General features: G+C 62.1%; 25 protein-coding genes. 9 read left to right on the forward strand and 16 right to left on the reverse strand.

The window, feature by feature from the left end:
- Positions 1-78: 78 nt before the first annotated feature.
- Complete coding sequence (locus NKH97_RS04395) at positions 79-264, forward strand: hypothetical protein (protein ID WP_023812005.1); 186 nt, start codon at positions 79-81, stop codon at positions 262-264.
- Between the two features lie 38 nt (positions 265-302).
- Here the strand turns inward: NKH97_RS04395 and NKH97_RS04400 are convergent, their stop codons facing one another.
- Positions 303-1,052: a metallophosphoesterase family protein gene (locus NKH97_RS04400; protein ID WP_023812006.1), complete on the reverse strand. Its 750-nt coding sequence runs from the start codon at positions 1,050-1,052 to the stop codon at positions 303-305.
- Positions 1,045-1,854, reverse strand: coding sequence for a nucleotidyltransferase family protein (locus NKH97_RS04405; RefSeq protein ID WP_023812007.1), 810 nt, complete (start codon positions 1,852-1,854; stop codon positions 1,045-1,047). The genes NKH97_RS04400 and NKH97_RS04405 overlap by 8 nt, the downstream gene beginning before the upstream one ends.
- A 366-nt stretch (positions 1,855-2,220) precedes the next feature.
- Here NKH97_RS04405 and NKH97_RS04410 point away from each other — a divergent pair, with 366 nt between their 5' ends.
- Positions 2,221-3,132, forward strand: coding sequence for an agmatinase (locus NKH97_RS04410; RefSeq protein WP_023812008.1), 912 nt, complete (start codon positions 2,221-2,223; stop codon positions 3,130-3,132).
- A gap of 2 nt (positions 3,133-3,134) precedes the next feature.
- Here the strand turns inward: NKH97_RS04410 and NKH97_RS04415 are convergent, their stop codons facing one another.
- From NKH97_RS04415 to NKH97_RS04455, 9 genes are all read right to left on the reverse strand, one after another.
- Positions 3,135-3,791 carry an imm11 family protein gene (locus tag NKH97_RS04415; protein WP_023812009.1) on the reverse strand — a complete coding sequence of 219 codons (657 nt, stop codon included), beginning with the start codon at positions 3,789-3,791 and terminating at the stop codon, positions 3,135-3,137.
- Between the two features lie 64 nt (positions 3,792-3,855).
- The gene (locus tag NKH97_RS04420) at positions 3,856-4,518 is read right to left on the reverse strand and encodes a glutathione S-transferase family protein (RefSeq protein WP_023812010.1); all 663 of its coding nucleotides are present in this window, start codon (positions 4,516-4,518) and stop codon (positions 3,856-3,858) included.
- 40 nt (positions 4,519-4,558) lie between these two features.
- Positions 4,559-5,431 carry an aldose 1-epimerase family protein gene (locus NKH97_RS04425; protein WP_023812011.1) on the reverse strand — a complete coding sequence of 291 codons (873 nt, stop codon included), beginning with the start codon at positions 5,429-5,431 and terminating at the stop codon, positions 4,559-4,561.
- 175 nt (positions 5,432-5,606) lie between these two features.
- Positions 5,607-6,323: a Bax inhibitor-1/YccA family protein gene (locus NKH97_RS04430; protein ID WP_023812012.1), complete on the reverse strand. Its 717-nt coding sequence runs from the start codon at positions 6,321-6,323 to the stop codon at positions 5,607-5,609.
- 23 nt (positions 6,324-6,346) lie between these two features.
- Positions 6,347-7,138 (reverse strand): anti-sigma factor family protein, encoded by a 792-nt coding sequence (locus NKH97_RS04435; RefSeq protein WP_128304461.1) that lies wholly within the window; start codon positions 7,136-7,138, stop codon positions 6,347-6,349.
- A complete protein-coding gene (locus NKH97_RS04440) occupies positions 7,135-7,680 on the reverse strand; it encodes a sigma-70 family RNA polymerase sigma factor (RefSeq protein ID WP_081734885.1) in 546 nt (181 codons plus the stop codon). The genes NKH97_RS04435 and NKH97_RS04440 overlap by 4 nt, the downstream gene beginning before the upstream one ends.
- Before the next feature lie 221 nt (positions 7,681-7,901).
- The gene (locus NKH97_RS04445) at positions 7,902-8,435 is read right to left on the reverse strand and encodes a response regulator transcription factor (RefSeq protein WP_023812014.1); all 534 of its coding nucleotides are present in this window, start codon (positions 8,433-8,435) and stop codon (positions 7,902-7,904) included.
- Positions 8,425-9,705, reverse strand: a complete 1,281-nt coding sequence (locus NKH97_RS04450) for an ATP-binding protein (protein ID WP_031213491.1) — start codon at positions 9,703-9,705, stop codon at positions 8,425-8,427. Before NKH97_RS04450 ends, NKH97_RS04445 begins: the two co-directional genes overlap by 11 nt.
- 38 nt (positions 9,706-9,743) lie before the next feature.
- On the reverse strand, positions 9,744-11,057 hold the full coding sequence (locus NKH97_RS04455; protein ID WP_023812016.1) for an MFS transporter: 1,314 nt from the start codon (positions 11,055-11,057) through the stop codon (positions 9,744-9,746).
- A gap of 166 nt (positions 11,058-11,223) precedes the next feature.
- Here NKH97_RS04455 and cyoA point away from each other — a divergent pair, with 166 nt between their 5' ends.
- From cyoA to mazG, 7 genes are all read left to right on the forward strand, one after another.
- Positions 11,224-12,393 carry a ubiquinol oxidase subunit II gene (gene cyoA, locus NKH97_RS04460; RefSeq protein ID WP_023812017.1) on the forward strand — a complete coding sequence of 390 codons (1,170 nt, stop codon included), beginning with the start codon at positions 11,224-11,226 and terminating at the stop codon, positions 12,391-12,393.
- Positions 12,394-12,408: 15 nt separating this feature from the next.
- Complete coding sequence (cyoB, locus tag NKH97_RS04465; protein WP_352611740.1) at positions 12,409-14,421, forward strand: cytochrome o ubiquinol oxidase subunit I; 2,013 nt, start codon at positions 12,409-12,411, stop codon at positions 14,419-14,421.
- Between the two features lie 5 nt (positions 14,422-14,426).
- A complete protein-coding gene (gene cyoC, locus NKH97_RS04470) occupies positions 14,427-15,053 on the forward strand; it encodes a cytochrome o ubiquinol oxidase subunit III (RefSeq protein WP_127270912.1) in 627 nt (208 codons plus the stop codon).
- Entirely contained in the window at positions 15,050-15,430 is a 381-nt protein-coding gene (cyoD, locus tag NKH97_RS04475) for a cytochrome o ubiquinol oxidase subunit IV (RefSeq protein WP_352611739.1), read from the forward strand. The genes cyoC and cyoD overlap by 4 nt, the downstream gene beginning before the upstream one ends.
- A gap of 96 nt (positions 15,431-15,526) precedes the next feature.
- Positions 15,527-16,234, forward strand: a complete 708-nt coding sequence (locus tag NKH97_RS04480; protein ID WP_352611760.1) for an SURF1 family protein — start codon at positions 15,527-15,529, stop codon at positions 16,232-16,234.
- 258 nt (positions 16,235-16,492) lie between these two features.
- On the forward strand, positions 16,493-17,677 hold the full coding sequence (locus NKH97_RS04485) for an amino acid aminotransferase (RefSeq protein WP_352795546.1): 1,185 nt from the start codon (positions 16,493-16,495) through the stop codon (positions 17,675-17,677).
- A gap of 140 nt (positions 17,678-17,817) precedes the next feature.
- Positions 17,818-18,642: a nucleoside triphosphate pyrophosphohydrolase gene (mazG, locus tag NKH97_RS04490; protein ID WP_023812023.1), complete on the forward strand. Its 825-nt coding sequence runs from the start codon at positions 17,818-17,820 to the stop codon at positions 18,640-18,642.
- Positions 18,643-18,648: 6 nt separating this feature from the next.
- Here the strand turns inward: mazG and hflX are convergent, their stop codons facing one another.
- The 5 genes from hflX to NKH97_RS04515 all read right to left on the reverse strand — a co-directional run bounded on the left by hflX (position 18,649) and on the right by NKH97_RS04515 (position 25,031).
- Entirely contained in the window at positions 18,649-20,040 is a 1,392-nt protein-coding gene (gene hflX, locus NKH97_RS04495; protein WP_023812024.1) for a GTPase HflX, read from the reverse strand.
- On the reverse strand, positions 20,041-20,286 hold the full coding sequence (hfq, locus tag NKH97_RS04500) for an RNA chaperone Hfq (protein WP_006202172.1): 246 nt from the start codon (positions 20,284-20,286) through the stop codon (positions 20,041-20,043).
- Between the two features lie 145 nt (positions 20,287-20,431).
- Entirely contained in the window at positions 20,432-21,295 is an 864-nt protein-coding gene (locus NKH97_RS04505; RefSeq protein ID WP_023812025.1) for a D-amino-acid transaminase, read from the reverse strand.
- Positions 21,296-21,394: 99 nt separating this feature from the next.
- The gene (ntrX, locus tag NKH97_RS04510; protein ID WP_023812026.1) at positions 21,395-22,756 is read right to left on the reverse strand and encodes a nitrogen assimilation response regulator NtrX; all 1,362 of its coding nucleotides are present in this window, start codon (positions 22,754-22,756) and stop codon (positions 21,395-21,397) included.
- On the reverse strand, positions 22,746-25,031 hold the full coding sequence (locus NKH97_RS04515; protein WP_023812027.1) for a sensor histidine kinase NtrY-like: 2,286 nt from the start codon (positions 25,029-25,031) through the stop codon (positions 22,746-22,748). Before NKH97_RS04515 ends, ntrX begins: the two co-directional genes overlap by 11 nt.
- Positions 25,032-25,157 lie beyond the last annotated feature (126 nt).

Here is a 25,157-nt window from a genome sequence, read left to right on the forward strand (position 1 = left end):
GCCCAAAAGTTTGCAGATCGTTCGGAACCGGTCGGATTTTCGAGCCGTTGTCATCGACAGGGATCAAGGAGAAGCGCGATGAAGGACAAGCAAGGAAATATCGACCATACATTGCCGCAGGTCGCCATCGACGATCAGCAGGTGCGACAACTGGCGGCCACGACCGATTTGCCGTCCAGGCAGGCTCGCGAACTGGTGCGCCGTCACGGCAACGATCCCCGGAAGCTGGAAGAGTTGGCGAAGTCGATCAACGCCACCAATTGAGTTCAGGCCAATGGGCACCACGGCGCATGCCGCTGGCGTCAGATTTCGAGCAAGGCGTAGGGGCGGCCGCTTGGCTTGGTCACATGCATGGCGACGTTGTAGACCTTGGCTCCGCCAGGCGTTTGACCTTCGTAAGAACCGCGATGTGCATGACCGTGCACGACAGCACTAACCTGGAATCGATCGATCGTCTCCGCCAGGCGTGAAGAGCCCAAAAATGGAAATATCTCCGGCGGTTCTCCCGCGACTGTGTCGGCAATCGGCGCATAGTGGAGGATCACCAGCGTGCGCTTCGCCCGCACCTGGCGCATCGCGTTTTCAAGTCGCATTGCCTCGTTCACGCTTTCGGCGACCATCGTCTTGATGGCCGGTTCACCGAATGAGCCGAGCATGCGTGACCCGAAGCCGCCTATGAATCCCTTCACGCCGACAAAACCCACCTCTTCGATTTCGACTGCCTGCCCGTCGAGGAGATGAACATGCGCCTGGCGCAGGATGTTCGTGACGTCTTCCACCGCACCAGACTCGTAGTCATGATTGCCGAGCACCGCCACGACCGGGATCGAGCAGTTGCGCAGATCCTCGGCCAGCATCTCCGCTTCACGAGGCTTGCCGAGATTGGTCAGATCTCCCGTGAGAACGAGAATGTCCGCTTCGCTCGAAATTTCGCCGAAGAGGTTTCGATACGAGGTTTGCGCATCTTCCCGCACATGGAGATCCCCGACCGCGGCAACTTTGAGCGCGCGTGCGCCGTCCTTGGGCCCGCTGCTCTTGACGGGATCAGCCATCACGGAATTCTCCCACACCACCGACGCCGGCGAAGCCCCATTCCTTGACGTCGATTTCGTAATCGGTTTGCGAAAGCAGCCGCCCACGGCAGATCTTCATCCTTGGAGACGGCAACTGCCGTTGCTTGGCGAGGCGGTCGAGCAATTCATCGAGCAGCCACGCCGGGATATGATCGCGCTCGCTCGGATAGATCCATCTGAAATTGATAAGCTGCATCAACAGAACCTCCCAATGAACCTCCAGATAAGAAAGCAGCCGGTGCCAATCGATCTGATCGCCCGCCTTGAGAATCGTATGAGCGATATCGGCGCCATCGTGTCGCCCTCTGTCCTGGATAAAGCATTTGGACCAGATGAGTTCGGTCGGGCCGATGATCCGCACCCTGCTGCCCAACAGCTCTGTTTGGCGGGCGTGTTCCAGCCACAGGTCGCCAACAGGCACCGTGCCGTTGGCCGAGCCGAATATGACGTCGAAGAAATGCGTGCCCTTGAACACCTTGCCGAGCCACCGGTCATCCTCGATTTCGACGGCATATCCAAGCTGCTTGAAATGGGCGAGGATCCGCGCGTAATCGCCTGCCTTGCAGAAAATATCGAGGTCCTTGGTCTGGCGGGTGACACCCGTATAAGCGCTTACCGCGTAAGTTCCGGCGACCAGAAAGGGTATGTCGGTGGCGGTAAGCTCGCGGATTGCTTCCGTGTAAAATACCTCCGCCTCGGCATTTTTGAGCGTCGGCGCCGCTTTTGCATCGATCTTGGGAAGCGAGACCAGAACGTTTTCAGGCAATGGACCATTGGTCATGAAACGATGACTCCGAATCCGGCAACCGGTAGTCGCCCGCTGTGGTAACAACGTGAACCTCGCCTGGTTCCGCTACCAGGCGACCAGCCAAGGTTCATTCTCGTCACGCACTGGAAATTTCGGGATCGCGCCTGCCGATCCAAACCGCCAACGTCCTCGTCGGCAGCGCAATGTCGCCTCGAGATCGGCCCATGCCACCGCCAATGTCCCATTGGCCCAAATTTGAAACACCAGGTGGGTGATCGATCTCGATTGTTTTAGAGTTTATTGGGCTTACCCAATCGGCCCACAAAGCTGAAGCCGAGGCGCTTGACTTAGACACAACCGATTGGCGTGCGCTAAGCCATCATCAGGATCCATCAAGCCATGACACCCTCGCCTCCCTTTCTCGGCTTTCCCGATCGCCTGACAGATGGCCACATGCCCCGCGCAGTGATCTTCGGAGCCGGTCACGGCAGCACTTATCCCGGCAAGGACAGCCGCGGCCATGCCTTGGCGGCGGATGCCATCCGAACTGCGAGCCAGGACGATGCCGCGCTCGTCGAGCACTGGGATTTCGATCTCGGCGGCCCGCTGTTCGACGGCAAGCCGGCCTCTTGCATCGACTTCGGCGATATCTTGACCACCATGCATGACAACGCCGGAAACCGGGGCAGGATCGAGGCAAAAACGTGCGAGATCCTGGCATTGCCGGCCGTGCCGATCCTGATCGGTGGCGACTGTTCCATGACCATTCCCTTCCTCGCCGGCTTTGCGGAGCACGGGCCGGTCTGGGTCCTGCAGATCGACGCTCATATCGACTGGCGCGACGAGGTGTATGGCGAGCGCCACGGCTATTCGAGCCCGATGCGCAGGGCGAGCGAGATGCCGCATGTCGCAGGCATGGTGCAAGTCGGCCTGCGCAGCGTCGGCAGCGCACGCATCACCGAGATCGAAGCGGCACGGCGCTATGGCAGCCGCTTCGTGACCGCCCGCGAGGTTCACGCTCAGGGCGTCGAAGCCGCGCTCCGGCATATTCCGGAAGGCGCGCGGGTTGTCGTCACCCTCGACTGCGACAGCCTCGATCCAAGCATCATGCCGGGCGTGGCGGCGCGTACACCCGGCGGCCTCACCTACATGCAGGTGATCGACCTGATCGCCGGCCTCGGCAGACGGACCCGGATCGCAGGGTTCGACCTTGTCGAGTTCTATCCTCCGGCCGACATCGACGGCCTGTCAGCGCTGACCGCCGCGCGCCTTCTCGTCAATGTGGTCGGCACCGTCGTCCGGCAGGTTTGATATCAAAACCCCGCTTTTCGCCGCAGACCGGCCCAAAAGCTCGTGAGCAAGCTTGCGGCTGAAATGCCCTTTTCCACACCTGGGTACTCGATCCTGCCTTGTCCGACCGGCTCGTCGCTCCAGACCAAGTTGAAAGCAATGCCCTTGAGCCCAAGCTCCCCGATCCGGCGTACGATCGTCTCCTGCAGATAGATATCGGATATTCGCACCCCATCGGCACGCTCGGGCAGCTTGAATATCTCGGCACCGCCGATTGCGTCCGCTCGAAGGACGAGGCTTTCGATCACCATTATGCCGCCATCGTCAAAGCGAACGATCTTTGAACGTTCCTCGTCCAGCGCATCGATCACGGTGGTGACATTGAAGAGCGATATTGGCTTGTCAGCACGAAGCGGCAGGAATTCACCGTACGGTTCGAGGGTTGGCCGAAGCAACTTCAACGCCCTCGCCCGCAGGATGAGCGCATGCTCGCCAAGCCATGGAAAATCTGAATATTGCCGGAGCGTACCGTCGTCGTGTTCGCACAGGATCTCCATCCCGGGCGGATGCCATTGTGTCTGCTTCCGGCCGCAGAGCGTCGAAAACAGCTGGTAGTCGTCCGCCTGTCGAGGAAGGACCCATTCCTGTCCTTCGACCACACTCAGGACATAGATATTCATCCGATCCCCCGCACATCATTGCCTTGGTAGACTCGGCCTGCTGCGCGGCTCTTCGCGCGCGTTCTCACCGCTGGTCCGCGACAGCCGTTTGCGGCACCGGCAGCAATTCGGGTGCATCCATCCCCTTGAAAGGGTCACGCCAGGCGTCGATGTCTTCAAGCCGACGGTACCAGCGGCTGACAGAGGAATAATCGTCGAGCGGCAATCTGGCGGCATCGTTGAACGGCAGAAAGGTCGCCATTCGAAAATCGGCATAGGAAACCGAATTCCCGACCAGCCACTGCCGCTCGGCAAGCACGGCGTCGAGTATTGCCGCGGCCGTATGGAATTGGTTTAGGCCCTCCTCCACCCGCTTCTGATCGATCGGGCCGATGCCGTACCGCTGTTTGGTCCCACGTTCGAAATGCACCGTGTCGCAAGCGAGTGCGAAGTGCTCCTTGCCCCAGCTGAGCCAACGGATCATCTCGGGTTCGTCATCGCCGGTGCGCCAGAAATCCGAATGCGCGTCGCGCGAGAGCCTGCAGGCTATGGCGTCTGCCTCCCAGAGGCTCTTTCCCTCATCATCCACAAGGATGGGCAATGAGAGATTGGGATTTAACGGCCGATATTTCTCCGCCTGCCCCGGAGCGAAGGGCGAGGCGAATTCAAATTCGACTTTCGCGTCGAGATGGAGTGCCGCCGCGACCGCCAATCGAGGGTTGGGATTGCGGCTGAAATACAGCTTCATAGGGCACTCCCGGCGTGACTGGATCTGCCGATCAGGAACGTCATAGCAGCCGTGTCTGATAGCTCATCACGCGCTTTGCCCCCGGCGCGACCAGCATCAGACCTGGTTTGTCGACAAAATCACCATCGAAATCCACCGGGCTTGCAAGGCCGTGCCAAGGTTCGATGCAAAGGAATGGCGCGCCGCCCGGCTTTGACCAGACGCCCAACTCCCGAACCCCTTGCCAGGACATCTCCAGAGCCGGGCCACGCTCAGCGGCATAACGCACGCTGGAGCTGGCGATCTGGTCCATGATCACCGCGTCCTCGTCGAACAACCGCTCAGAGAGCGGGAGTATGTTGCCTTCGACAGGCGTCGGCTGTGGCGTTTTCAGCAGCAGTCCGTCCTTAAGACGGCGGATCGGCGCCGGCTCATCATCGGCAAAGATCAGCCGGTAATCCGCCTTGGCCAAATCCGGCTGCAAGGGCCAATTGAATGCCGGGTGCGCCCCGATCGATGCCGGCAGGAGCTCATCACCGGTGTTGGCGATGTCGAAAGTCACATCAAGCTGCTGGCGGACCAGCGTATAGGTCACTTCAAGCCGAAAGGCGAACGGATAGCGCGCCCAGGTGTCGGCGTCGTCAGTGAGCACCAGCGTGCAGGATCTCGCCCCCTTCTGCGTCCAGGCAAACGGCTTGTCGCGCCCAAACCCGTGCTGCGTCATTGGATAGGTCCGGCCGCGATGGCGCAGATGATCGCCCGCCAGCCGCCCCACGATCGGGAACAGCACCGGCGAGTGCCGCCGCCATTCTGGCCCCGCCTGCCACAGGAATTCAAATCCGTGCGCGTCTTGCAGCGAAATCAGTTCGGCACCCTGCGCGACGATGGTCGCCGAGATGCCGTCGCCATGAAGCGTTTGGCTGTCCTGTGCCACATTTCCTCGCGGGTCGTTGTTGAAGGCCGGCGCGGTCGGCAGACTAGCAAAAGCTCTTGGGGACTCAAGGTGTAGCCTGGTTCTGCAGGAACGAATTGTGGCCGGAGGATCTCCCTCCGGCCACCTCTCCGCATCAAGAGCAATAACCCTCGCTCTTGCCCACAGCGAATAGTCGTTATTCGCGTTCGCCGGTAAAATTCAGCAGCAGCTGGAAGATGTTGATGAAGTTCAGATAGAGCGAGAAGGCGCCGAAGACGGCAAGTTTCTGGCGCGATTCCGCGTCGAAATTCTCGGCATACTGTTCTTTGATCGTCTGCGTATCCCAGGCGGTCAGGCCGATGAACACGGCGATGCCGATCACCGAGATGGCGAACTGCAGCGCGGTCGAGCCGAGGAAGATGTTGACGATGCTGGCGATCACAACGCCGATCAGGCCCATGATCAGGAACGACGAGAACTGGGTCAGGTCGCGCTTTGTCGTGTAGCCGTAGAGACTGGTGGCGCCGAACATGGTGGCGGCGATGAAGAAGGTGCGCGCGATGCTGGTTCCGGTGAAGACCAGGAACACGGAGGCGAGCGACAGGCCCATGACCGCGCAGAAGGCCCAGAACATCGCCTGGGCACTCGCCGCCGACATGGTCTGCATTTTGAACGAGAACAACATGACGAAGGCGAGCGGCGCCAGCATCACCACCCATTTCAGCGGGCTGGAGAAGATCGGCACGTAGAGCGCCGGCGTCGATGAGATCATGAAGGCGACGAGGCCGGTGACCACAAGGCCGACGCCCATGTAGTTGTAGACGCGCAGCATATGCTGGCGCAGGCCCTCGTCGAAGATGGCTCCGGTTTGCGCGCCGGCGCCGACGCGATATCCCAGATTGGGGGTGTTCATTTGCGTTCTCCTTTGTGGATCGATCAGTAAAGCGTCTTGGCAAGCGTCTCGGCGGCGCGGTCGAGGTCGTGAACCTCGCTTCGTCCGACCACCGCATAGGCGACATCGCCGATCTGGAAATAGGCCGACGAAATGTCGCCCGAGGGCGCTATCGTCGGCTTGACGACGTCGAAGGTTCCGGGCCGGATCGCAAACAGCGACACCAGCCCCATGTCTTTCGTCTCGACCGCCATCTCGACGCTCGGCCCAAAGCGCGACGGATAGATCTGCACGTCGCGCACCCTCCAATCCGTCGGCAGCGACGGCATGACGATCGCAGTGGCGGCGCGGATTTCGCCGGCGTTGTAATTGGGCGCTTCCGGCTGCGATGGCATGCTCTCGCGCACCAGCGTCGTCCTGTGGGCCTGCACCGCCTCGTCGACATAGGCGGGCGGCTGCGGCGAGGCGACGACCTTGGTCACCGACATCGGCCCGATGATGCCGTTTGCCAGCCAGCCGGCGGCGACGAAGCCGGCGACCGCCGCCGCGCGCTGCAACACGCCGAAGAGCCGGCCGCGGGCAAGCCCCCTCTCCAGCCGCCGCGCGGCATCGGCGGTCGCGGACCGCGCCATGCCTTTGGAGCCGGCCAAACCTGCGGAACCGGCAAGCGCCACGCGCAGTTCATCGCGGGTCCTGAGATCCGACATCACGCGCGCCGCCGCCTCCGGGCGAGCGGACAAGAATGCTTCGACCTCGATGCGGCGGGTGACGTCGACCTGATCGTCGACATAGGCGTCGAGGTCGATATCGGTCACGGGATCGACAGTTGCGGTCATGACGGGCCTCCAACGATCCTGAGATGGTTTTTTGCCTTCGCCGGCTCCTCCATCTCGCGCAGTGCGGCGCGCGCCCTGCCGATGCGTGACATCAGCGTGCCGAGCGGCACGCCGCTGGCATCGGCGGCCTGTTGATAAGAGAGGCCTTCGATGGCGACGAGGTGCAGCGCTGAACGCTGTTCTTCCGGCAGGCTGAAAAAAGCCTCGCGCACCTGCGCTAGGCGCACCGAATGTTCCTGTGGTGCCGGCGTGCTGCCGTCGGCCAGGTATCCAGCCTGTTCGACGCGCGACGCTTCGGACTTGCGGGACCGCATCTTGTCGATGAAGGTGTTGTGGACGATCGACAGCAGCCACGCGCGCAGGTTTCCGCCGGAGCGGAACGTGCTGCGCCGCTCATAGGCGCGCACCAGCGCGTCATGGACAAGATCCTCGGCGTCGGTGCTGTCGCGCGTCAGCGAGCGCGCATAGCGACGCAGCGAACCGAGCTGTCCTAGGATGTCAAAGCGTGGCATCGACGGTTTCATGTCCTGTTTACGGAGCATGTGGGGATTTTAATCCCTGCCCTGCCAATTTTTTCCCTTTGAGGACATCGTTCGCCTCTACCCTCGCCTCGCAGCATCGAGCGGCTATCCCTGGAACCGCATGATGAAGCCGAGAAATACAAGCTCCCGGAATCGTTGTGCGGGTGATTTCCATCGGTGCATCGACGGCAGGCATGGCGGCAGTGGGCCCAATGTGGCGACTGGAATGCAGTAGATCGTGCCTACTTCACACGCCTCTTCTCCAGCTTCCTCGCCAGCGTCCGGCGGTGCATGCCCAACCGTCGTGCTGTCTCGGAAATGTTGAAGTCGGCCTCCACCAGCATTTCGTGGATGCGCTCCCATTCGAGGTTCTTTATCGAGGTTGGTCGCTCGGCGAGCGGCACCGAAGCATTGCCCTCGACCTGGCCGAAAGCGGCTTCAATGTCGTCGGTGTTGGCGGGCTTGGCAAGATACTGGCAGGCGCCGAGCTTGATCGCCTCAACAGCGGTGGCGATGCTTGCAAAGCCGGTCAACACGACGATCCGCATTTCAGGATCGTGCTCGTGCAGCGCCCTGACGCATTCCAGGCCCGAGCCGCTGGCAAGCTTGAGATCGACGACGGCATATTGGAAGGCAACGGTGCCGATCAGCGCATGCACGCCGTCGACGCTCCGGCAGCTATGCGTTTCGTAGTCACGCCGTTCGAAAGACCGGCGCAGTGCGTTGGCAAAGGCGATGTCGTCCTCGACGATCAACAGCGTGCGTTTAGTCGGCATTGTGCCCTCGCGGAGACAGAGCAGCCAGCGGCAGATGCAACGTAACCGAAGCTCCCCCCTCGGTTCTATTTCTTACGGTGACGCTACCCCCCAGCTTGCGGATGACATTGACGACCAGAAACAGGCCGAGCCCGCTACCTGGCCGGTTTTTGGTCGACGTATAGGGCTTGCCGAATTCAGCAAGCATGGCTTCTTCAAATCCCGGTCCCGCGTCGACAACTTCGACGATAAGATCGTCCGCGTGGCGGCTGACGATCAACCCGACCCATAGAGGCGACGCTTCAAGTGCGTTGTCCAGTACATTGAACATCACCTGTTTGAGCGCAGGATCGGAGACGATCTCCTGGTTGGCGCCGAAACGCCTGGTGTATTCGAAACCTTGCGGCAGCCGTGTCGATTTCCATTCGGCCACCAGCTCCGCCAGGAAGGTGTCGACGGAGGTGCGAACCGTGCCTTCGCCGCGCAATTCGCCCGACGACATCAGGATTCCCGAAACGATCTTCTTGCAACGGTCCAACTGGCCCTGCATCTCCCGGATTTCCTGCGCCAGATCCGGATCGGCCTCGAGAGCCGGCATGCGCTGCCAGTCGTTGAGGATGACCGAAAGCGTGGCCAGCGGCGTGCCGAGCTCATGCGCGGCGCCAGAGGCGAGCAGGCCCATCCTGACGATGTGAGCCTCCTCCGCCGACTGCTGGCGCAAATCCGCAAGATGGGCGTCGCGGGTGCGAATGTTGTTCTGGACCCTGGTGATGAACAGCACCAGAAGCGTTGCCGCCAGGACGAAACAGATGAACATGCCTTGGATGTGCAAGCTGAACAGCCCGGCACCGTGTGCGGCGGGCAGGCTGATCTCACGGTAGAAAGTGGTCAGCGCGATGAAGCACGTGCTTGCAATGAGAACAAGGGCCCAGACCGACCATGTCTCCAGCAGCACCGCGCCCAGGATGACCTGGAGCAGGTAAAGCGAAATGAAGGGATTGGACGCGCCGCCGCTCAGGTAAAGCTGGACCGTCAACGCGGTGACGTCGAGCAGCAGCCCAAGAAACAGCTCGGTGTTGGTGATCGCGTCCTGGCTGCTGTGCCGGCGCAGGCTGGCGACATTGAGAGCGATCAGCAGCAGGATCACCACCGCCATCGGCACCAGCGGCAGGCCGATGCCAAGCGCGTAGCGGACGAACAGGATCGTCACGATCTGACCACCGACCGCGATCCAGCGCAGTTGGATCAGAAGCAGGAAATTCTGTTTGTTGGTCTTGTCGTGCAGAGTCATTGGGCCGGGAGGTCCCCAGCCCTGGCCAAGCAGGTCACTCAAGCGGGCGTCCGATCCAGGCGCTGGTTGAGCCTCAGCGCCAGCAACGTGCACAGCGCTCCCGACAACAGATAGGCGCCTGACGAGATCAGCCCGAAATGGGCGGACAGGAACAGGGCGACTATGGGGGCGAAGCCGGCGCCGAACAGCCAGGCGAGGTCCGAGGTCAGCGCAGCACCTGTATAGCGGTAGGTCTTTGAAAAGTTCGAGGCGAGTGCTCCTGAAGACTGGCCGAACGACAGGCCGAGCAGGACGAAGCCCAATACCATGAAGACGGACTCTCCGACGAAGCCGCCATCGAGCAGCTGTGGCGCGAAACCGCTGAAAACGGCGATGGCCACCGCCGAGCCTCCTAGCAAGGGCCAGCGCCCAACCCGGTCGGCGACGAAGCCCGAGATCGCGATTGCCGCCAGGCCGAAGAAGGCTCCGATCGTCTCGATGACCAGGAACCGGGCCGGTCCCTCGCGCGTGAACAGGAAAATCCAGGACAGAGGAAACACCGTCACCATGTGGAACAGGGCGAAGCTCGCCAGCGGCGCGAAGGCGCCGAGCACGACAGTGCGCCCTTCGGCGCGCAATGTCTCGCGGACGGAAGTCGGCTCCAGTTCCTGGCCTTCGAACAGTTTGGTGTATTCCGGCGTCACCACGATGCGCAGCCGTGCGAACAGGGCGACGACATTGATGGCGAAGGCGACGAAGAAAGGATAGCGCCAACCCCAGCTGAAGAAGTCTTCGGCCGACAGGTTGCCGACGAAATATGCAAACAAGGCGCTGGCAACGATGAGCCCGAGTGGTGCGCCCAGCTGCGGGATCATCGCATACCAGCCGCGGCGCTTTTCGGGCGCATTCAACGCCAGCAGCGAGGCAAGTCCATCCCATGTCCCGCCCAGCGCCAGTCCCTGACCGATCCGAAACATGGCCAGCAGCCAGGCCGAAGCCGGGCCGATCTGGTCGTAACCGGGCACGAAGGCGATCGACACGGTCGAGGTCCCCAGCAGGAACAGTGCGATGGTGAGCTTGGCGCTGCGGCCGTAGGCGCGGTCGAGCGCGGTGAAGATCGCCGTCCCGATCGGCCGCGCGATGAAGGCAAGCGCGAAGATGGCGAAGGAGTAGAGCGTGCCGGTCAACGGGTCGGCATAAGGAAATACGAGCTTCGGAAAAACGATGACGGAAGCGATCGCGTAGACGAAGAAGTCGAAGAATTCCGACGTCCTGCCGATGATGACGCCAACGGCGATTTCGCCGGGCTTCACCTCATGATGGCGCGCGTTTATCCGTCTTGCGTCGGCTTCGATCTTCGAAGTTGGGCTCACAGCATTCTCCGTCGCCCCGCCGCGGTCTCATACGATCGCTTGCCATGTGCGCGGGCCAGGTGCTTTGATGACGCCTGCCGCGTCATTGCGGCATTGGACAAATTGTCCAATGCCTTCATTGCCGCGGTACGGCTAGCACTGGGGGGAACAACCGACAGGTCAAACATTGAGCCGTCTCCGTACCCTTTTCCTGCTGCCCCTGCTGGCATCGCTCGGCTCCTGCAGCATGGTCGTCATGAACCCTGCCGGCGACGTTGCCGCGCAGCAGCGCGACCTGCTGATGGTGTCCACGGCACTGATGCTGATCGTCATCATACCGGTGATGGCTCTCACCATATTCTTTGCCTGGCGATACCGCCAGTCCAACCGCGAGGCGCGCTACGAGCCGGATTGGGACCACTCGACCCACCTCGAACTCGTCATTTGGGCTGTGCCGCTTCTGATCATCATCTGCCTGGGCGCAGTGACCTGGATGGGCACCCATCTGCTCGACCCCTATCGTCCGATCGGACGTGTAGCGGCCGGCAAGCCGCTGCCGCCGGACGTGCGCCCGCTTGAGGTCGAAGTCGTCGCGCTCGACTGGAAATGGCTGTTCATCTATCCGGACTACGGGGTCGCCATGGTCAACGAACTGGCTGCGCCGGTCGACCGGCCGATCAGCTTTCGCATCACCTCCGCATCGGTGATGAACTCCTTCTACATTCCAGCACTGGCCGGCCAGATCTATGCAATGCCGGGTATGGAAACCAGGCTGCACGCCGTCATAAACAAGTCCGGCGACTATGAAGGGTTCTCCGCCAACTACAGCGGCGCCGGCTTCTCGGGAATGCGCTTCGCGTTCCACGGCCTAGACGATGCCGGTTTCCAGGCATGGATCGCGAAGGCAAAGGACGGCGGCGGCAAGCTCGACCGAAACGGCTATCTGGAGCTCGAACAGCCCAGCGAGAACCAACCCGTGCGCCACTATGCGGCGGTGGATGCCGATCTCTACAAGGCGATCCTCAACATGTGCGTCGAGCCCGGCAAGATGTGCATGAGCGAGATGTCGCAGATCGATGCCAAGGGCGGTCTGGGAATGGCCGGCATCCGCAACACCCTGCCGCTGCTGTATGACAAGTTCGCCCGGCGCGGCACGATATTCGGCCCTGCCCCATCCTATGTCGCCAGCATATGCACGACCGAAGAAGCACTGGCGGCTTCGAAGGCCGATCAATCCGTCACGCCGATGACCTCGACGCCGATAGTCGGCGCTGGTCTGCAACGGCCACCGCCCCTGTCGATCCGACTGCCGTCACCTTCCGCAACCGGCACGCTTCGGTCGCCCTTCAACTCCTGAGGCGCCACGCAAGACATGTTCGACAATCCTGCTCTTCTCAAGGCGATCTTCGGCCGGCTCACGCTCGAGTCGCTGCCGCTGCACGAACCCATCGTGGTCGCGACCTTCGTAGTCGTCGCGCTGGGCGGCATCGCCCTCGTCGGCGCGCTGACCTATTTCAAGCTCTGGGGCTATCTGTGGCGCGAATGGTTCACCAGCGTCGACCACAAGCGCATCGGTGTGATGTACATGGTGCTCGGCATCGTCATGCTGCTGCGCGGCTTCAGCGACGCCATCATGATGCGGCTCCAGCAGGCGATGGCCTTCGGCGGTTCGGAAGGCTACCTCAATTCGCATCACTACGACCAGATCTTCACCGCGCACGGCGTGATCATGATCTTCTTCGTGGCGATGCCGCTGGTGACGGGCCTGATGAATTTCGTCGTCCCGCTGCAGATCGGCGCGCGCGACGTGTCGTTTCCGTTCCTCAACAATTTCAGCTTCTGGATGACGGTCGGCGGCGCGGTCATCGTCATGATGTCGCTGTTCGTCGGCGAATTTGCCCGCACCGGCTGGCTTGCCTATCCGCCGCTGTCGGGTATCGGCTACAGTCCCGATGTCGGTGTCGATTATTATATCTGGGCCCTGCAAGTGGCGGGCGTCGGCACGCTGCTGTCGGGCGTGAACCTGGTCTGCACCATCGTCAAGATGCGCGCGCCAGGCATGACCATGATGAGAATGCCGATCTTCACCTGGACCGCGCTCTGCACCAATGTGCTCATCGTCGCCGCCTTCCCGGTGCTGACGGCGGTGCTGGCCCTGCTGGCTCTCGACCGTTATGTCGGCACCAACTTCTTCACGAACGACTTCGGCGGCAATCCGATGATGTACGTGAACCTGATCTGGATCTGGGGCCACCCCGAGGTCTACATCCTGATCCTGCCGGCCTTCGGCATATTTTCCGAAGTGACCTCGGCCTTCTGCGGCAAGCGGCTCTTCGGCTACACATCGATGGTCTATGCAACCATCGTCATCACCATCCTGTCCTACCTGGTCTGGCTGCATCACTTCTTCACCATGGGATCGGGAGCGAGCGTCAACTCGTTCTTCGGCATCACAACGATGATCATTTCGATCCCGACAGGCGCCAAGATATTCAACTGGTTGTTCACCATGTACCGCGGCCGCATCCGCTTCGAACTGCCGATGATGTGGACGGTCGCCTTCATGCTGACCTTCGTGGTCGGCGGCATGACCGGCGTGCTGCTCGCGGTTCCGCCAGCCGACTTCGTGCTCCACAACAGCCTGTTCCTGGTCGCGCATTTCCACAACGTCATCATCGGCGGCGTGCTGTTCGGCCTGTTTGCCGGCATCAGCTACTGGTTCCCCAAGGCATTCGGATTCCGGCTTGATCCGTTCTGGGGAAACATGTCGTTCTGGTTCTGGGTGGTCGGCTTCTGGTTCGCCTTCATGCCGCTCTACATCCTCGGCTTGATGGGCGTAACGCGCCGGCTGCGCACCTTTGAGGATCCCTCGCTGCAGATCTGGTTCATCATCGCCGCCTTCGGCGCCTTCCTGATCCTGCTTGGCATCCTGTCCTTCCTCATCCAGATCTTCGTCAGCGTGCGCCGGCGCGAGCAGCTTCGCGACGATACCGGCGATCCGTGGGACGGGCGTACGCTCGAATGGGCGACGTCCTCGCCGCCGCCGGCCTACAATTTCGCCTTCACCCCGGTCGTCCATGATCTCGACACCTGGGCGGACATGAAGAAGCGCGGCTACCAGCGCCCTCTGACGGGCTTCCGTGACATCCACATGCCGCGCAACACCGGAGCCGGCGTCATCCTGGCCGGGTTGAGCGTGGTGCTTGCCATGGCGCTCATCTGGTACATTTGGTGGCTGGCGATCGTCAGCTTCGTCGCCCTGATCGGCTACGCCATCGCGCATACTTTCAACTACGACCGGGACTTCCACATTCCGTCCAGTGACGTCACCCGCGTCGAGGACGAGCGGACACGCCTGCTCGCAGCCACCAGCCAGGCGGGATAAGCACCATGGCACACGCCGACACGGTGATCGACGACACGGTCTTCCACCTGGAAGACGACCACGGCCATGCCGAGAGCGGCAGCAGCACCATGCTCGGCTTCTGGATCTATCTGATGAGCGACTGCCTCATCTTCGCGATGCTGTTCGCGGTCTACGGCGTGCTCGGTGGCAATTACGCGGCCGGACCCGCGCCGAAGGACCTGTTCGATCTTCCGCTGGTCGCGCTCAACACCACCATGCTGCTCCTGTCCTCCATCACTTACGGCTTCGCGATGCTGGAGATGGCGAAGGGAAGGGTGAAGCCCATGCAGGTGTGGCTGGTGATCACTGGCCTGTTCGGCCTCGCCTTTCTCAGCATCGAACTCTACGAATTCGCCCATTTCATCCACGAGGGGGCGACGCCGCAGCGCAGCGGCTTCCTGTCGTCGTTCTTCACGCTGGTCGGAACGCACGGCCTGCACGTCACCTTCGGCCTGGTCTGGCTGGTGGTGCTGATGGTGCAGGTCTCCAGGCACGGGCTGATCGCCGCGAACCAGCGGCGCCTGATGTGCCTGAGCATGTTCTGGCACTTCCTCGACGTCATCTGGATCGGCGTCTTCACCTTCGTTTATCTGATGGGAATGTTGCGATGAGCGCCGGGCACCAAACAGACACCAGCGACCAGAGCCACGCGCATCACGGCGTCGATCACGGCTCGCTGCGCGGCTATCTGACAGGCTTCGGCCTGTCCGTCGTGCTGACCGCCATTCCCTTCTGGCTGGTCATGACCAACGCGCTCGGCAATCAGATGGCGTCGGCGATTGCCATCATGGCCTTCGCCGTCGTGCAAATCATCGTCCACATGGTGTTCTTTCTGCATATGAACACCAGGTCGGAGAGCGGCTGGACCATGATGGCCCTGATCTTCACCCTCATCCTGGTGGTGATCGCGCTGACGGGCTCACTCTGGGTCATGTACCATCTGAACGTCAACATGATGCCCGGCCATGACATGAGTCAGATACCCTGAGAGAGGGACCTGGCTTTGGACGAACAGGCACGGACGATACCGCATTCGAATACAGGCGACGGCCAAAGGGTTACGCGTTCACCATGGACGCTGTTGGTGCTTTGCCTTTGCGGGGCCATCGGCATCACCGGCTTTTCGGCGCTTGGTGTCTGGCAGCTGGAGCGCCGCGTCTGGAAACTCGACCTGATCGAGCGTGTCGACCAGCGTCTCAAGGCAGTACCTGTGGCCGCCCCGGCGCCTTCGGCCTGGCCAGCGATCAACGCCAGGGATGGCGAGTATCGCCAGCTTGCCGTCACGGGCCGGTTTCTCGGTGATCGCGAGACCCTGGTCCAGGCGGTCACCGATCTCGGCGGGGGCTTCTGGGTAATGTCGCCGTTCCGAGCGGATGATGGCTTCACGATTCTGGTGAACAGGGGCTTCGTGCCGACGGACAAGCGCGATCCGGCAACCCGCCTCGCAGGCAAGCCCTCGGGCGATCACACCGGAATTCACGGCCTGTTGCGCATCAGCGAACCGAAAGGCGGCTTCCTGCGTAACAACGATCCGGCCGCCAACCGCTGGTATTCGCGCGATGTGCAGGCGATCGCCACGACGCAAGGCCTCGGGCAGGTCGCTCCTTATTTCATCGATGCCGATGCCACGCCCAATCCGGGAGGGTGGCCGGTCGGCGGCTTGACGGTGGTTTCGTTCCACAACAACCATCTGGCCTATGCCCTGACATGGTTCGGGCTGGCCTTGATGGTGCTGAGCGCGGTCGCCTATCTGTTGCGGCAGGCTGTGAAAGACAGGCACGGTGGGGGCTGACCACTGGCCGTGGCAAAGCCGAAATTTGCGCACAGAAGCGCTCATGCCGACGCGGACGATGGCGTGGTGGCGCTGTTAATGCCGGCTGGTCATTTTCCCACGCGCATCAATGGGTTCCGCATCAAACCCCGTCCACATCACAGGAGCGTGCAGAGCAGGCTTCCCGGCACCCCCGTCTAGGGCTGGATCACCCAGCTAAAACCGCTGGCGAAACGTGACCGATTTGCGTATCACTCCGCCGCCATTGGAGCCGTATCGATGTTTGAAGCCCTGCAGCCCGCCCCCGCCGACAAGATCCTGGCCCTGATCGGCCTTTATCGCGCCGATCCGCGCCCCGACAAGGTCGACCTCGGCGTCGGCGTCTACAAGGATCGCGACGGCAAGACGCCGGTCATGCGCGCCGTGCGCGAAGCCGAAAAGCGGCTCTTGGAGGGTCAGGACACCAAGACCTATCTCGGCCTTGCCGGCGATACCGGCTTCAACACAGTGATGGCCAAGCTCGCCTTCGGTCCAGGCGCCGACATGACGCGCATCCGCGCCGCACAGGCGCCCGGCGGTTCCGGCGCGCTGCGGCTGGTGGCGGAACTGCTGAAGCGGACGCGCTCGGATGCAACCATCTGGCTATCGGATCCGACCTGGCCGAACCACATGCCGGTGATGCGCGCCGCCGGCCTGCAGATCCGTGAATATCCCTATTTCGATGCGGCCTCGGGCGCCGTTCGTTTCGACGACATGCTGGCCGCGTTGCGGACGGCAAAGAGCGGCGACGTCGTGTTGCTGCATGGCTGCTGCCACAACCCGACCGGCGCCAATCTGGATGCGGCACAGTGGGCAGCCGTTACCGATCTGGTCGTCGAGCGCGAGCTGCTGCCGTTTGTCGACATCGCCTATCAGGGCTTTGGCGATGGCCTTGAGGCCGATGCCCTCGGCTTGCGCCTGCTGGCGGCGAAAGTTCCGGAGATGGTGGTGGCGTCGAGCTGCTCGAAGAATTTCGCCGTCTACCGCGACCGCGTCGGCGCGGCGATGATCCTGGCCAGGGACGGCGCACAGGCGGATGTGGCGATGAGCCAGATGCTGTCGGCGGCGCGCGCCATGTATTCGATGCCGCCGGACCATGGTGCGGCGGCCGTGCGCATCGTGCTCGAAGACGCCACCTTGCGCGCCGACTGGGAAGCCGAGCTCGAAGAGATGCGGCTGCGCATGCTCAGGCTTCGGGTCCAGTTCGCCGAGGCGCTGCGCCGGCAGTCCAATTCCGACCGTTTCGATTTCGTCGCCAGCCATCGCGGCATGTTTTCTCGCCTTGGCCTCACCGAAGCGCAGGTCGAGCGGTTGCGCGCCGAGCACGGCATCTACATGGTCGGCGACAGCCGCATCAACGTCGCCGGCCTACCCGAGGACGGCATGGACGAACTCGCCAAGGCGATCGTTTCGGTTCTTGATTGACGCGGCTCATCTGTGGACAAGGCTCCCGCGCCGGCTGACAGCGTTGGCCGCGCGGCCGGTCGCGGGATAGCATCCGATAGACTGTTTTGACGCAATTCCGGACAGAAAACCGTTTCACACTTTTCCTGGAATAGCTCTAGATGACGCCATCGAAAGACATTTCGCGCCTGATCGAGATCATGGCGGCGCTGCGGGCGCCGAAGACTGGCTGCCCCTGGGACATCGAACAGGATTTCTCGACCATTGCGCCCTATACGATCGAGGAAGCCTATGAGGTGGCGGACGCCATCGCGCGCGGCGACCTCGACGATCTGCGCGACGAGCTCGGCGATCTTCTGCTGCAGGTCGTCTACCACGCGCAAATGGCCGAGGAAGCCGGTGAATTCGCCTTCTCTGACGTGGTGCAAGCCATCACGACGAAGATGATCCGCCGCCATCCGCATGTCTTCGGTGACGAGAAAGCCCGCAGCGCCGGCATGGCCAAGGGCATGTGGGAAAAGATCAAGGCCGAAGAGAAGGCTGAGAAGCGAAGCGCTCGCCTCGCCCGCGGTCTCGATCCCGAAGACAACGGCAAGGGGTTTTTGGACAGCGTGCCGGTCGCCCTGCCCGCGCTGACCCGGGCACTGAAACTTCAGGAGAAAGCCGCCCGCGTCGGCTTCGACTGGAGCGAGGCAGCGCCCATCCTCGACAAGATCGAGGAAGAGATCGGCGAGTTGCGCGAGGCACTGGCCAAAGGCGACACCGCCTCGATCAAAGACGAGTTCGGCGACATGCTGTTTGCCGTCGTCAATCTCGGCCGTCATCTCAAGCTCGATTCCGAAGCAGCGCTGAGCGGCACCAACGAAAAATTCCGCTCGCGTTTCCATTATGTCGAACAGGCACTGGGAAAAGCCGGCAACACGCTGGACAAGGCTGATCTGGCCGAGATGGAAGCGCTCTGGCAGGAAGCAAAGACCGCGAAGTAAGTTACATTAGCCGTTGTTTTTACGACGCAATCTGCTTTCGATCTCTTCGCGGGCGCTTTGCGTGGCCTTGAGCGAGATGGTGGCGCTGCCGTCATCATTGTCGCTTCGCGAAACGACATCGCCATTGCGGTAAAGCCAGTCGACAAGGCCGAACTGTGCCGGCTCGATCGTCACGGTGAGGTCTTCGAGTTCGCCCGCCATCCGCGTTTCGATGATCGCCTTCAGCGCATCGATGCCCTCGCCGGTCACCGCCGACACCGCGATCGGCGGCGCCTTGTTGGCATCGGCGCCGTCGGCAAGCAGCCGGGTCCGGTTGCCTTCGTCGAGCCGGTCGATCTTGTTCCACACTTCGATCACCCGCTTGGCGTCGCCGGCGTCAACACCGAGGTCGGCCAGGATACGCTCGACATCTTCGGCCTGGGCGGCCGTGTCCGGATCCGAAATGTCGCGCAGATGAAGCACGAGATCGGCCTCGACTACCTCTTCCAGGGTGGCGCGGAAAGCCGCGATCAGATGCGTCGGCAGGTCCGAGATGAAACCGACAGTGTCGGAGAGGATGATCGGCGTGCCATGTGGCAGGCGCACGCGGCGCAGCGTCGGATCGAGCGTAGCGAACAGCATGTCCTGCGCCAGCACGTCTGCTCCGGTCAGCCGGTTGAACAGCGTCGACTTGCCGGCGTTGGTATAGCCGACGATCGCCACCACCGGGAACGGCACCTTCCTGCGCTTGGCGCGGTGCAGGTCGCGCGTGCGCCGCACCGTTTCCAGCTCCTGCTTCAGCTTGATGATCTTTTCCTGCAACTGCCGCCGGTCGGATTCGATCTGCGTTTCGCCGGGGCCCCCGAGAAAGCCGGCGCCACCGCGCTGGCGCTCCAGATGGGTCCAACTGCGCACGAGGCGGCCCTTCTGGTAGTTGAGATGGGCGAGCTCGACCTGCAGCGTGCCTTCCTTGGTGCGCGCGCGCTCGCCGAAGATCTCGAGGATCAGCCCGGTGCGGTCCAGCACCTTGGCGTTCAGCTCCTTCTCCAGATTGCGTTGCTGCACCGGGGTCAGCGGATGGTCGACGACGACCACCTCCGCGTGTCCCTCTTTGACGATTTCGGCGAATTCGGCGACCTTGCCGCTGCCGAGCAACGTCGCCGGGCGCGGATCGTTGATGGTAACCACCGCAGTGTGGACCAGGTCGAGGTTGATGGCGCGGGCAAGGCCAACTGCCTCGTCATGACGAGCATCAGCCGAACGCATCAACCGAGGACGGTTGGTCTCGTCGTCGTTGCGCTGGTGGCGGGTAAGGACGGGCACAATGACAACGGCCCGGGTCGGGCCCTTGGCTTCCGTCCCGGGATGATGTGTTGGTTTTCCGCGAACGGTGGCGTCCGCGTCTTTCTCACGTGCCAATCAGGCGCCCTGGCTTTCCTCGCCATCGAACATCTGAACCGGCTGGCTCGGCATGATCGTGGAAATGGCGTGCTTGTAGACGAGCTGGGAGTGACCGTCGCGGCGCAGCAGGACACAGAAATTGTCGAACGAAGTGACCACGCCGGTCAGCTTCACGCCGTTGATGAGGAAGATGGTGAGCGGGTTCTTGCTCTTGCGAACTGAATTCAGGAACAGGTCCTGAAGGTTTTGCGATCGTTCCGCCATTGTTCTTGTCTTTCGCCGATCCCCTTCGGTTTGCAAGCCAATGCGCCAAATTAACGGGCGCATGTCAAGCTCGCAAACACCGTCTTGTCGTCAGTAACGACAAGCAGAACGAGATATATTGATGTTCATTCCACCTGTGCGGTTATCAGGCTGGACTTTTTTCCGCAATGTCAAAAAAGGCCTGCCGCAAGGAAAGTGTTATTGAGCCGGGGTGCCCGTTGGCGACCGTATCGCCGTCGATGCTCACCACCGGCATGGCGATTGTCGTTGCGGAGCTGATGAACGCCTCGCGTGCCGCCTTGGCCTCGGCGACGGAAAAGCCGCGCTCCTCGATCTTCAGGCCAAGCTTGGCCGCCACTTCGAACATGGTCGTGCGGGTGATGCCGCGCAAGATGCCGTGCTCGGCCGGCCTGGTGACCAGGACGCCGTCCCGGGTGACGATCCAGGCATTGGACGAGCCGCCTTCTTTTACGTTGCCTTCATCGTCGACGAACCAGGCTTCCTGCGCACCGGCTTCCTTGGCCTTCTGCTTGGCCAATACATTGGGCAGCAGCCCGACGGTCTTGATGTCGACGCGGTCCCAGCGGTTCTCCGGCACGGTGATGACCGCGATGCCGGTCTCGGCTCGCTTCGCTCCAGCCGCTGCGTCGGCCTTCCTGGCGGTGACTACCAGGGCCGGCTTCGTGTCGGCGGAAGGGAAGGCGAAGTCGCGGCTGGCCACGCCGCGCGTCACCTGCACGTAGACCAGGCCATTGGCGACCTGGTTGCGATTGACCACCTCGCGCAGAATGAGTGGCAGCACGCGGGAGGTGACCGGCCAGGCGATCGACAATTCGGTCAGCGAGCGGTTCAGCCGGGACAGATGGCGCGGCATGTCGACGATGAAACCACGCGCCACCTCGCAGACCTCATAGACACCGTCGGCGAACTGATAGCCACGGTCCTCGATATGGACGGCGGCATCGGCGTGCGTGACATAGCGCCCGTTGACATAGGCAATGCGCGGCATGGGCAACCTCTAGATATTCTCGGGGCTTTCTTATGCGATTCCACCGCCGCCGTAACCGGCAAATGCTCGGCCCGGGCGCGGCGGCTGGATATGTCGCGCTCAGACGCCCAGCGACTTCAGCTTGCGATGCAGAGCGGAGCGCTCCATGCCGATGAACTCGGCGGTCTTCGAGATGTTGCCGCCGAACCGGTTGATCTGGGCGATCAGGTAATCCTTCTCGAACTGCTCACGCGCTTCGCGCAACGGCAGCGCCATGATGTGCTGGTCGGATTGATTCGGCGTGCGCGGCATGACATCGCCGATCTCGGCCGGCAACAGGTCGGCGGTGATCGGCGCATCGACGTCGTCGCCGCGCGCAAGGATCATCAGGCGCTCGACATTGTTGCGCAGCTGGCGAACGTTGCCCGGCCAGTTGTGCGCCTGCAGCACGGCCAGCGCGTCGTCGCCGATGCGGCGCGGCTTGATGCCGGCCTGGCGGGCGATCTGCTTCATGAAATTATCGACGAGGTAGGGAATATCCTCGCGCCGCTCGGCCAATCCCGGCACGATGACCGGAACCACCGCGAGGCGATGGTAAAGATCCTCGCGAAAACGCCCGTCGGCAATCATCGCTTCGAGGTTCTGCGAGGTCGAGGAGATGATGCGGACATCGACCTTGACCCGCTTGGTTCCCCCTACCCGCTCGAACTGCTGCTCGACCAGCACGCGCAGGATCTTGTTCTGCGTCTCGCGCGGCATGTCGGCCACCTCGTCGATGTAGAGGATACCGCGATGGGCCTCCTCCAGCGCCCCGACCTTGCGCTCGACGCCATTCGATTCGGTGCCGAACAGCTCGATCTCCATGCGCTCGGGCGTGATGTTGGCGGCGCTCAGCGTCACGAAAGGTGCGCTCTTGCGCGCCGACAGCGTGTGGATGGCGCGCGCGGCCAGTTCCTTGCCCGAGCCAGACGGTCCGATGATCATCACGCGGCTGTTGGTCGGCGCGACGCGTTCGATCGTCTGGCGCAACTGGCTCATCGCCGACGACATGCCGATCAGATCGAAGGTTTCGCCGCTGCGCAGCTTGAGGTCGGAAACCTCGCGCCGCAATTTCGAGGTCTCCAGCGCACGCTCGGCAATAAGGATCAGCCTGTCGGCCTTGAACGGCTTTTCGATGAAGTCATAGGCGCCGCGACGGATGGCGGAGACCGCCGTTTCGATGTTGCCGTGGCCGGAAATCATCACCACCGGCAAGGTCGGATGCATGGTCTTGATCTCGTCGAGCAGCGCCAGCCCGTCCAGGCGCGAGCCCTGCAGCCAGATATCGAGGAAAATCAGCCGCGGCGCGCGATCAGCTATAGCAGCGAGCGCGCTGTCGGCATCGAATGCCGTGCGGGTTTCGTGACCTTCGTCGCTCAGTATGCCCGCGACGAGTTCACGGATGTCTTCCTCGTCATCGACGATGAGAATATCAGACGCCATTACCGACCTTTTCAGTTTCTCTTTCGTTTTCCGCCCTGCTTTCGCCGCGCGGAGCCGTTGCGGCCGCAGGCGGCAGGATGATGCTGATCATCGCGCCGCGCCCATCGTGGAAGTCCGCTGGAGCATCGTGTAGTTCCAGCCTGCCGCCATGGTCCTCCACGATCTTCTTGACGATAGCGAGGCCAAGTCCGGTGCCCTTCTCGCGTGTGGTCATGTAGGGCTCGAGCAGCCGTTGGCGATTCTCGCGCGGCAGGCCTTTGCCATTGTCGATGACGTCGATTCGAATCGCACCATTCTGGCGCCCGGCTTGAATCCGGATTATGCCGTGCGAACCGTCCTTCTGTTCCAATCCGTCGATGGCCTCGGCGGCGTTCTTGATCACATTGCCGAAAGCCTGCGCCATCAAGCGGCTGTCGAAAGTGCCCTTTAGCGGCTCCGTGCCGAAAATCCGCTCGAAAGTGATGTCGGCGCGGCTGACCTCGACCAGGAACGAGGCCTCACGCAGCGATTCGCGCAGATCTATCGCCTTCATCTCGGGCTTTGGCATGCGCGCGAACGCCGAGAATTCGTCCACCATACGGCCGATATCCTCAACCTGACGGATGATGGTGTCGGTGCATTGGTCGAAAACCTCGCGGTCCTCGGTAATCACCTTGCCGTAACGGCGCTTGATACGTTCGGCCGAGAGCTGGATCGGCGTCAGCGGGTTCTTGATCTCGTGGGCGATACGCCGCGCCACGTCCGCCCAGGCCGACGAGCGCTGCGCCTGAACCAGGTCGGTGATGTCGTCGACCGTCACCACATAGGATTTTTCCTCCGAGCCGTCGTCGCCGGCCTCGATCGTGATCTGCACGTTGAAGGTCCGCTCGGCACCGGCGCGGTAAAAGGTCACCTGCTCACGATAGACGGGTTTGCCGGACTTGCGGCCGATCTCGAAGACGCGGCCGACATGCGGCAGCACGGCGGAAAGATTCTGCCCAAGGGCTGCGCTGGCCGAAATCGCCAGCATCGCCTCGGCCGAGCGGTTGACGATGGTGACGATGCCGTAGGGATCGACGCCGATGACGCCGGCGGTAACGCCGGCAAGCACGGCTTCCGAGAAGCGGCGCCTCTCATCGATCAGGTCCTTGGCGGACAGGATCTCATTGCGCTGCGATTTCAGTTCGAGAAGCATCTTGTTGAACGTATCGCCGAGCGACGCGACATCGCCGTCCGAAGGCCTGACGGGAACCGCGACGTCGAGATTGCCGGTCGCGACCTCGTCGGCGGCGCCGATGAGCTGGCGAATGGGCCGCACCAGACGGTCGGCGACCGCAATGCCGGTCCAGATCGCGGACAGGATAATGATGAGCGTCAACGACAGATAGGGCAGCGCGAAGGCCACCTGAGAGGTACGGCGGTTATCTTCCAGCCCCCGATATTCGTCGGTGTTGGACCTGACGATCTGCCTTGCCTTGATCACTTCGGGGTCGACGAGCCGAATGGTGTAGAGGTAGAGTCCTTCGATCTCCCGCAGCTTGACGATGGCACCCATGATGTTGCGCGTTTTCGGTTCGATCAGCACCGGCTTGCCGTCGGTAGCGCTGGCCACCGCGCCTTCCGGCGGCTCGGGCATGGCGAAATCCGTATCGGTCTTGGCGCTCATGACGAAAGAGCCGTCCGGCTTGATCAGCGCCGCATGGGCCAGCGAACGGCCCACGGCTTCCTTGTTCATCAGGTCGAGAAAGCCGGTACGATCAAGGCCGTAGAGCGTGCGCGACGCATCGAGATCATAGGCCATGGACAGCGTCGTGCCCTGGAGGTTGCGGGCATTTTCCTGGACATAGGCGTCGGCGATCGACAGCGATGAATTGACGATCGTCTTGGTGCGGATCTCGAACCAGCGGTCGAGGCCGATGTCGAGCGTGATCGACGCGATGATGGCCACCATGATGGCTGGAATGGCAGCAACCAGGGCGAACATGGCGACAATGCGCACATGCAGCCGCGAAGCGGCCTTGCCATGCCGGCGCGCCATCAGGATGCGGTGCACCTCACGCCCGACCAGCGCGATAAGAAACAGGACGAAAGCCGTGTTGAGGGCAATCAACGCCAGCGTAGTCGACTCGTTCGGTGTGATCGGCGTGGCGCCAACGAGGATGGCGAACGAGATCGCCGCCGTCATCAGCGCGCCGACGACCGCGATCACGCCTGGCAGCGCAAGCAGCCGGCGCCCGTCACGAGCGCCGGGTTCGCTGAAAAGCGGTTGGTTTGTTGTCGGTGCCTGCGGAGCCATGTCGCCGTCTAGAGCCATGATTGCGTCGGATGTATGCAACGCATTGTGGCGATTATGCAACAAGTGTGACCGAGACGGAAATCTTTCGCGAGCCGATCCCCTGAAAAGAGCGCGGGCTCAGATCAA

Origin of the sequence: Mesorhizobium sp. M0870 (assembly GCF_040319775.1) — a bacterium.
GTDB lineage: Bacteria > Pseudomonadota > Alphaproteobacteria > Rhizobiales > Rhizobiaceae > Mesorhizobium.

Excerpts from the sequence above, each read along its gene's own strand:
- NKH97_RS04395 (WP_023812005.1), top strand. The coding sequence starts at position 79 with ATGAAGGACAAGCAAGGAAATATCGACCATACATTGCCGCAGGTCGCC.
- NKH97_RS04400 (WP_023812006.1), bottom strand. The coding sequence starts at position 1,052 with ATGGCTGATCCCGTCAAGAGCAGCGGGCCCAAGGACGGCGCACGCGCG.
- NKH97_RS04405 (WP_023812007.1), bottom strand. The coding sequence starts at position 1,854 with ATGACCAATGGTCCATTGCCTGAAAACGTTCTGGTCTCGCTTCCCAAG.
- NKH97_RS04410 (WP_023812008.1), top strand. The coding sequence starts at position 2,221 with ATGACACCCTCGCCTCCCTTTCTCGGCTTTCCCGATCGCCTGACAGAT.
- NKH97_RS04415 (WP_023812009.1), bottom strand. The coding sequence starts at position 3,791 with ATGAATATCTATGTCCTGAGTGTGGTCGAAGGACAGGAATGGGTCCTT.
- NKH97_RS04420 (WP_023812010.1), bottom strand. The coding sequence starts at position 4,518 with ATGAAGCTGTATTTCAGCCGCAATCCCAACCCTCGATTGGCGGTCGCG.
- NKH97_RS04430 (WP_023812012.1), bottom strand. The coding sequence starts at position 6,323 with ATGAACACCCCCAATCTGGGATATCGCGTCGGCGCCGGCGCGCAAACC.
- NKH97_RS04435 (WP_128304461.1), bottom strand. The coding sequence starts at position 7,138 with ATGACCGCAACTGTCGATCCCGTGACCGATATCGACCTCGACGCCTAT.
- NKH97_RS04440 (WP_081734885.1), bottom strand. The coding sequence starts at position 7,680 with ATGCTCCGTAAACAGGACATGAAACCGTCGATGCCACGCTTTGACATC.
- NKH97_RS04445 (WP_023812014.1), bottom strand. The coding sequence starts at position 8,435 with ATGCCGACTAAACGCACGCTGTTGATCGTCGAGGACGACATCGCCTTT.
- NKH97_RS04450 (WP_031213491.1), bottom strand. The coding sequence starts at position 9,705 with ATGACTCTGCACGACAAGACCAACAAACAGAATTTCCTGCTTCTGATC.
- cyoB (WP_352611740.1), top strand. The coding sequence starts at position 12,409 with ATGTTCGACAATCCTGCTCTTCTCAAGGCGATCTTCGGCCGGCTCACG.
- cyoC (WP_127270912.1), top strand. The coding sequence starts at position 14,427 with ATGGCACACGCCGACACGGTGATCGACGACACGGTCTTCCACCTGGAA.
- cyoD (WP_352611739.1), top strand. The coding sequence starts at position 15,050 with ATGAGCGCCGGGCACCAAACAGACACCAGCGACCAGAGCCACGCGCAT.
- NKH97_RS04485 (WP_352795546.1), top strand. The coding sequence starts at position 16,493 with ATGTTTGAAGCCCTGCAGCCCGCCCCCGCCGACAAGATCCTGGCCCTG.
- mazG (WP_023812023.1), top strand. The coding sequence starts at position 17,818 with ATGACGCCATCGAAAGACATTTCGCGCCTGATCGAGATCATGGCGGCG.
- hfq (WP_006202172.1), bottom strand. The coding sequence starts at position 20,286 with ATGGCGGAACGATCGCAAAACCTTCAGGACCTGTTCCTGAATTCAGTT.
- NKH97_RS04505 (WP_023812025.1), bottom strand. The coding sequence starts at position 21,295 with ATGCCGCGCATTGCCTATGTCAACGGGCGCTATGTCACGCACGCCGAT.
- ntrX (WP_023812026.1), bottom strand. The coding sequence starts at position 22,756 with ATGGCGTCTGATATTCTCATCGTCGATGACGAGGAAGACATCCGTGAA.
- NKH97_RS04515 (WP_023812027.1), bottom strand. The coding sequence starts at position 25,031 with ATGGCTCCGCAGGCACCGACAACAAACCAACCGCTTTTCAGCGAACCC.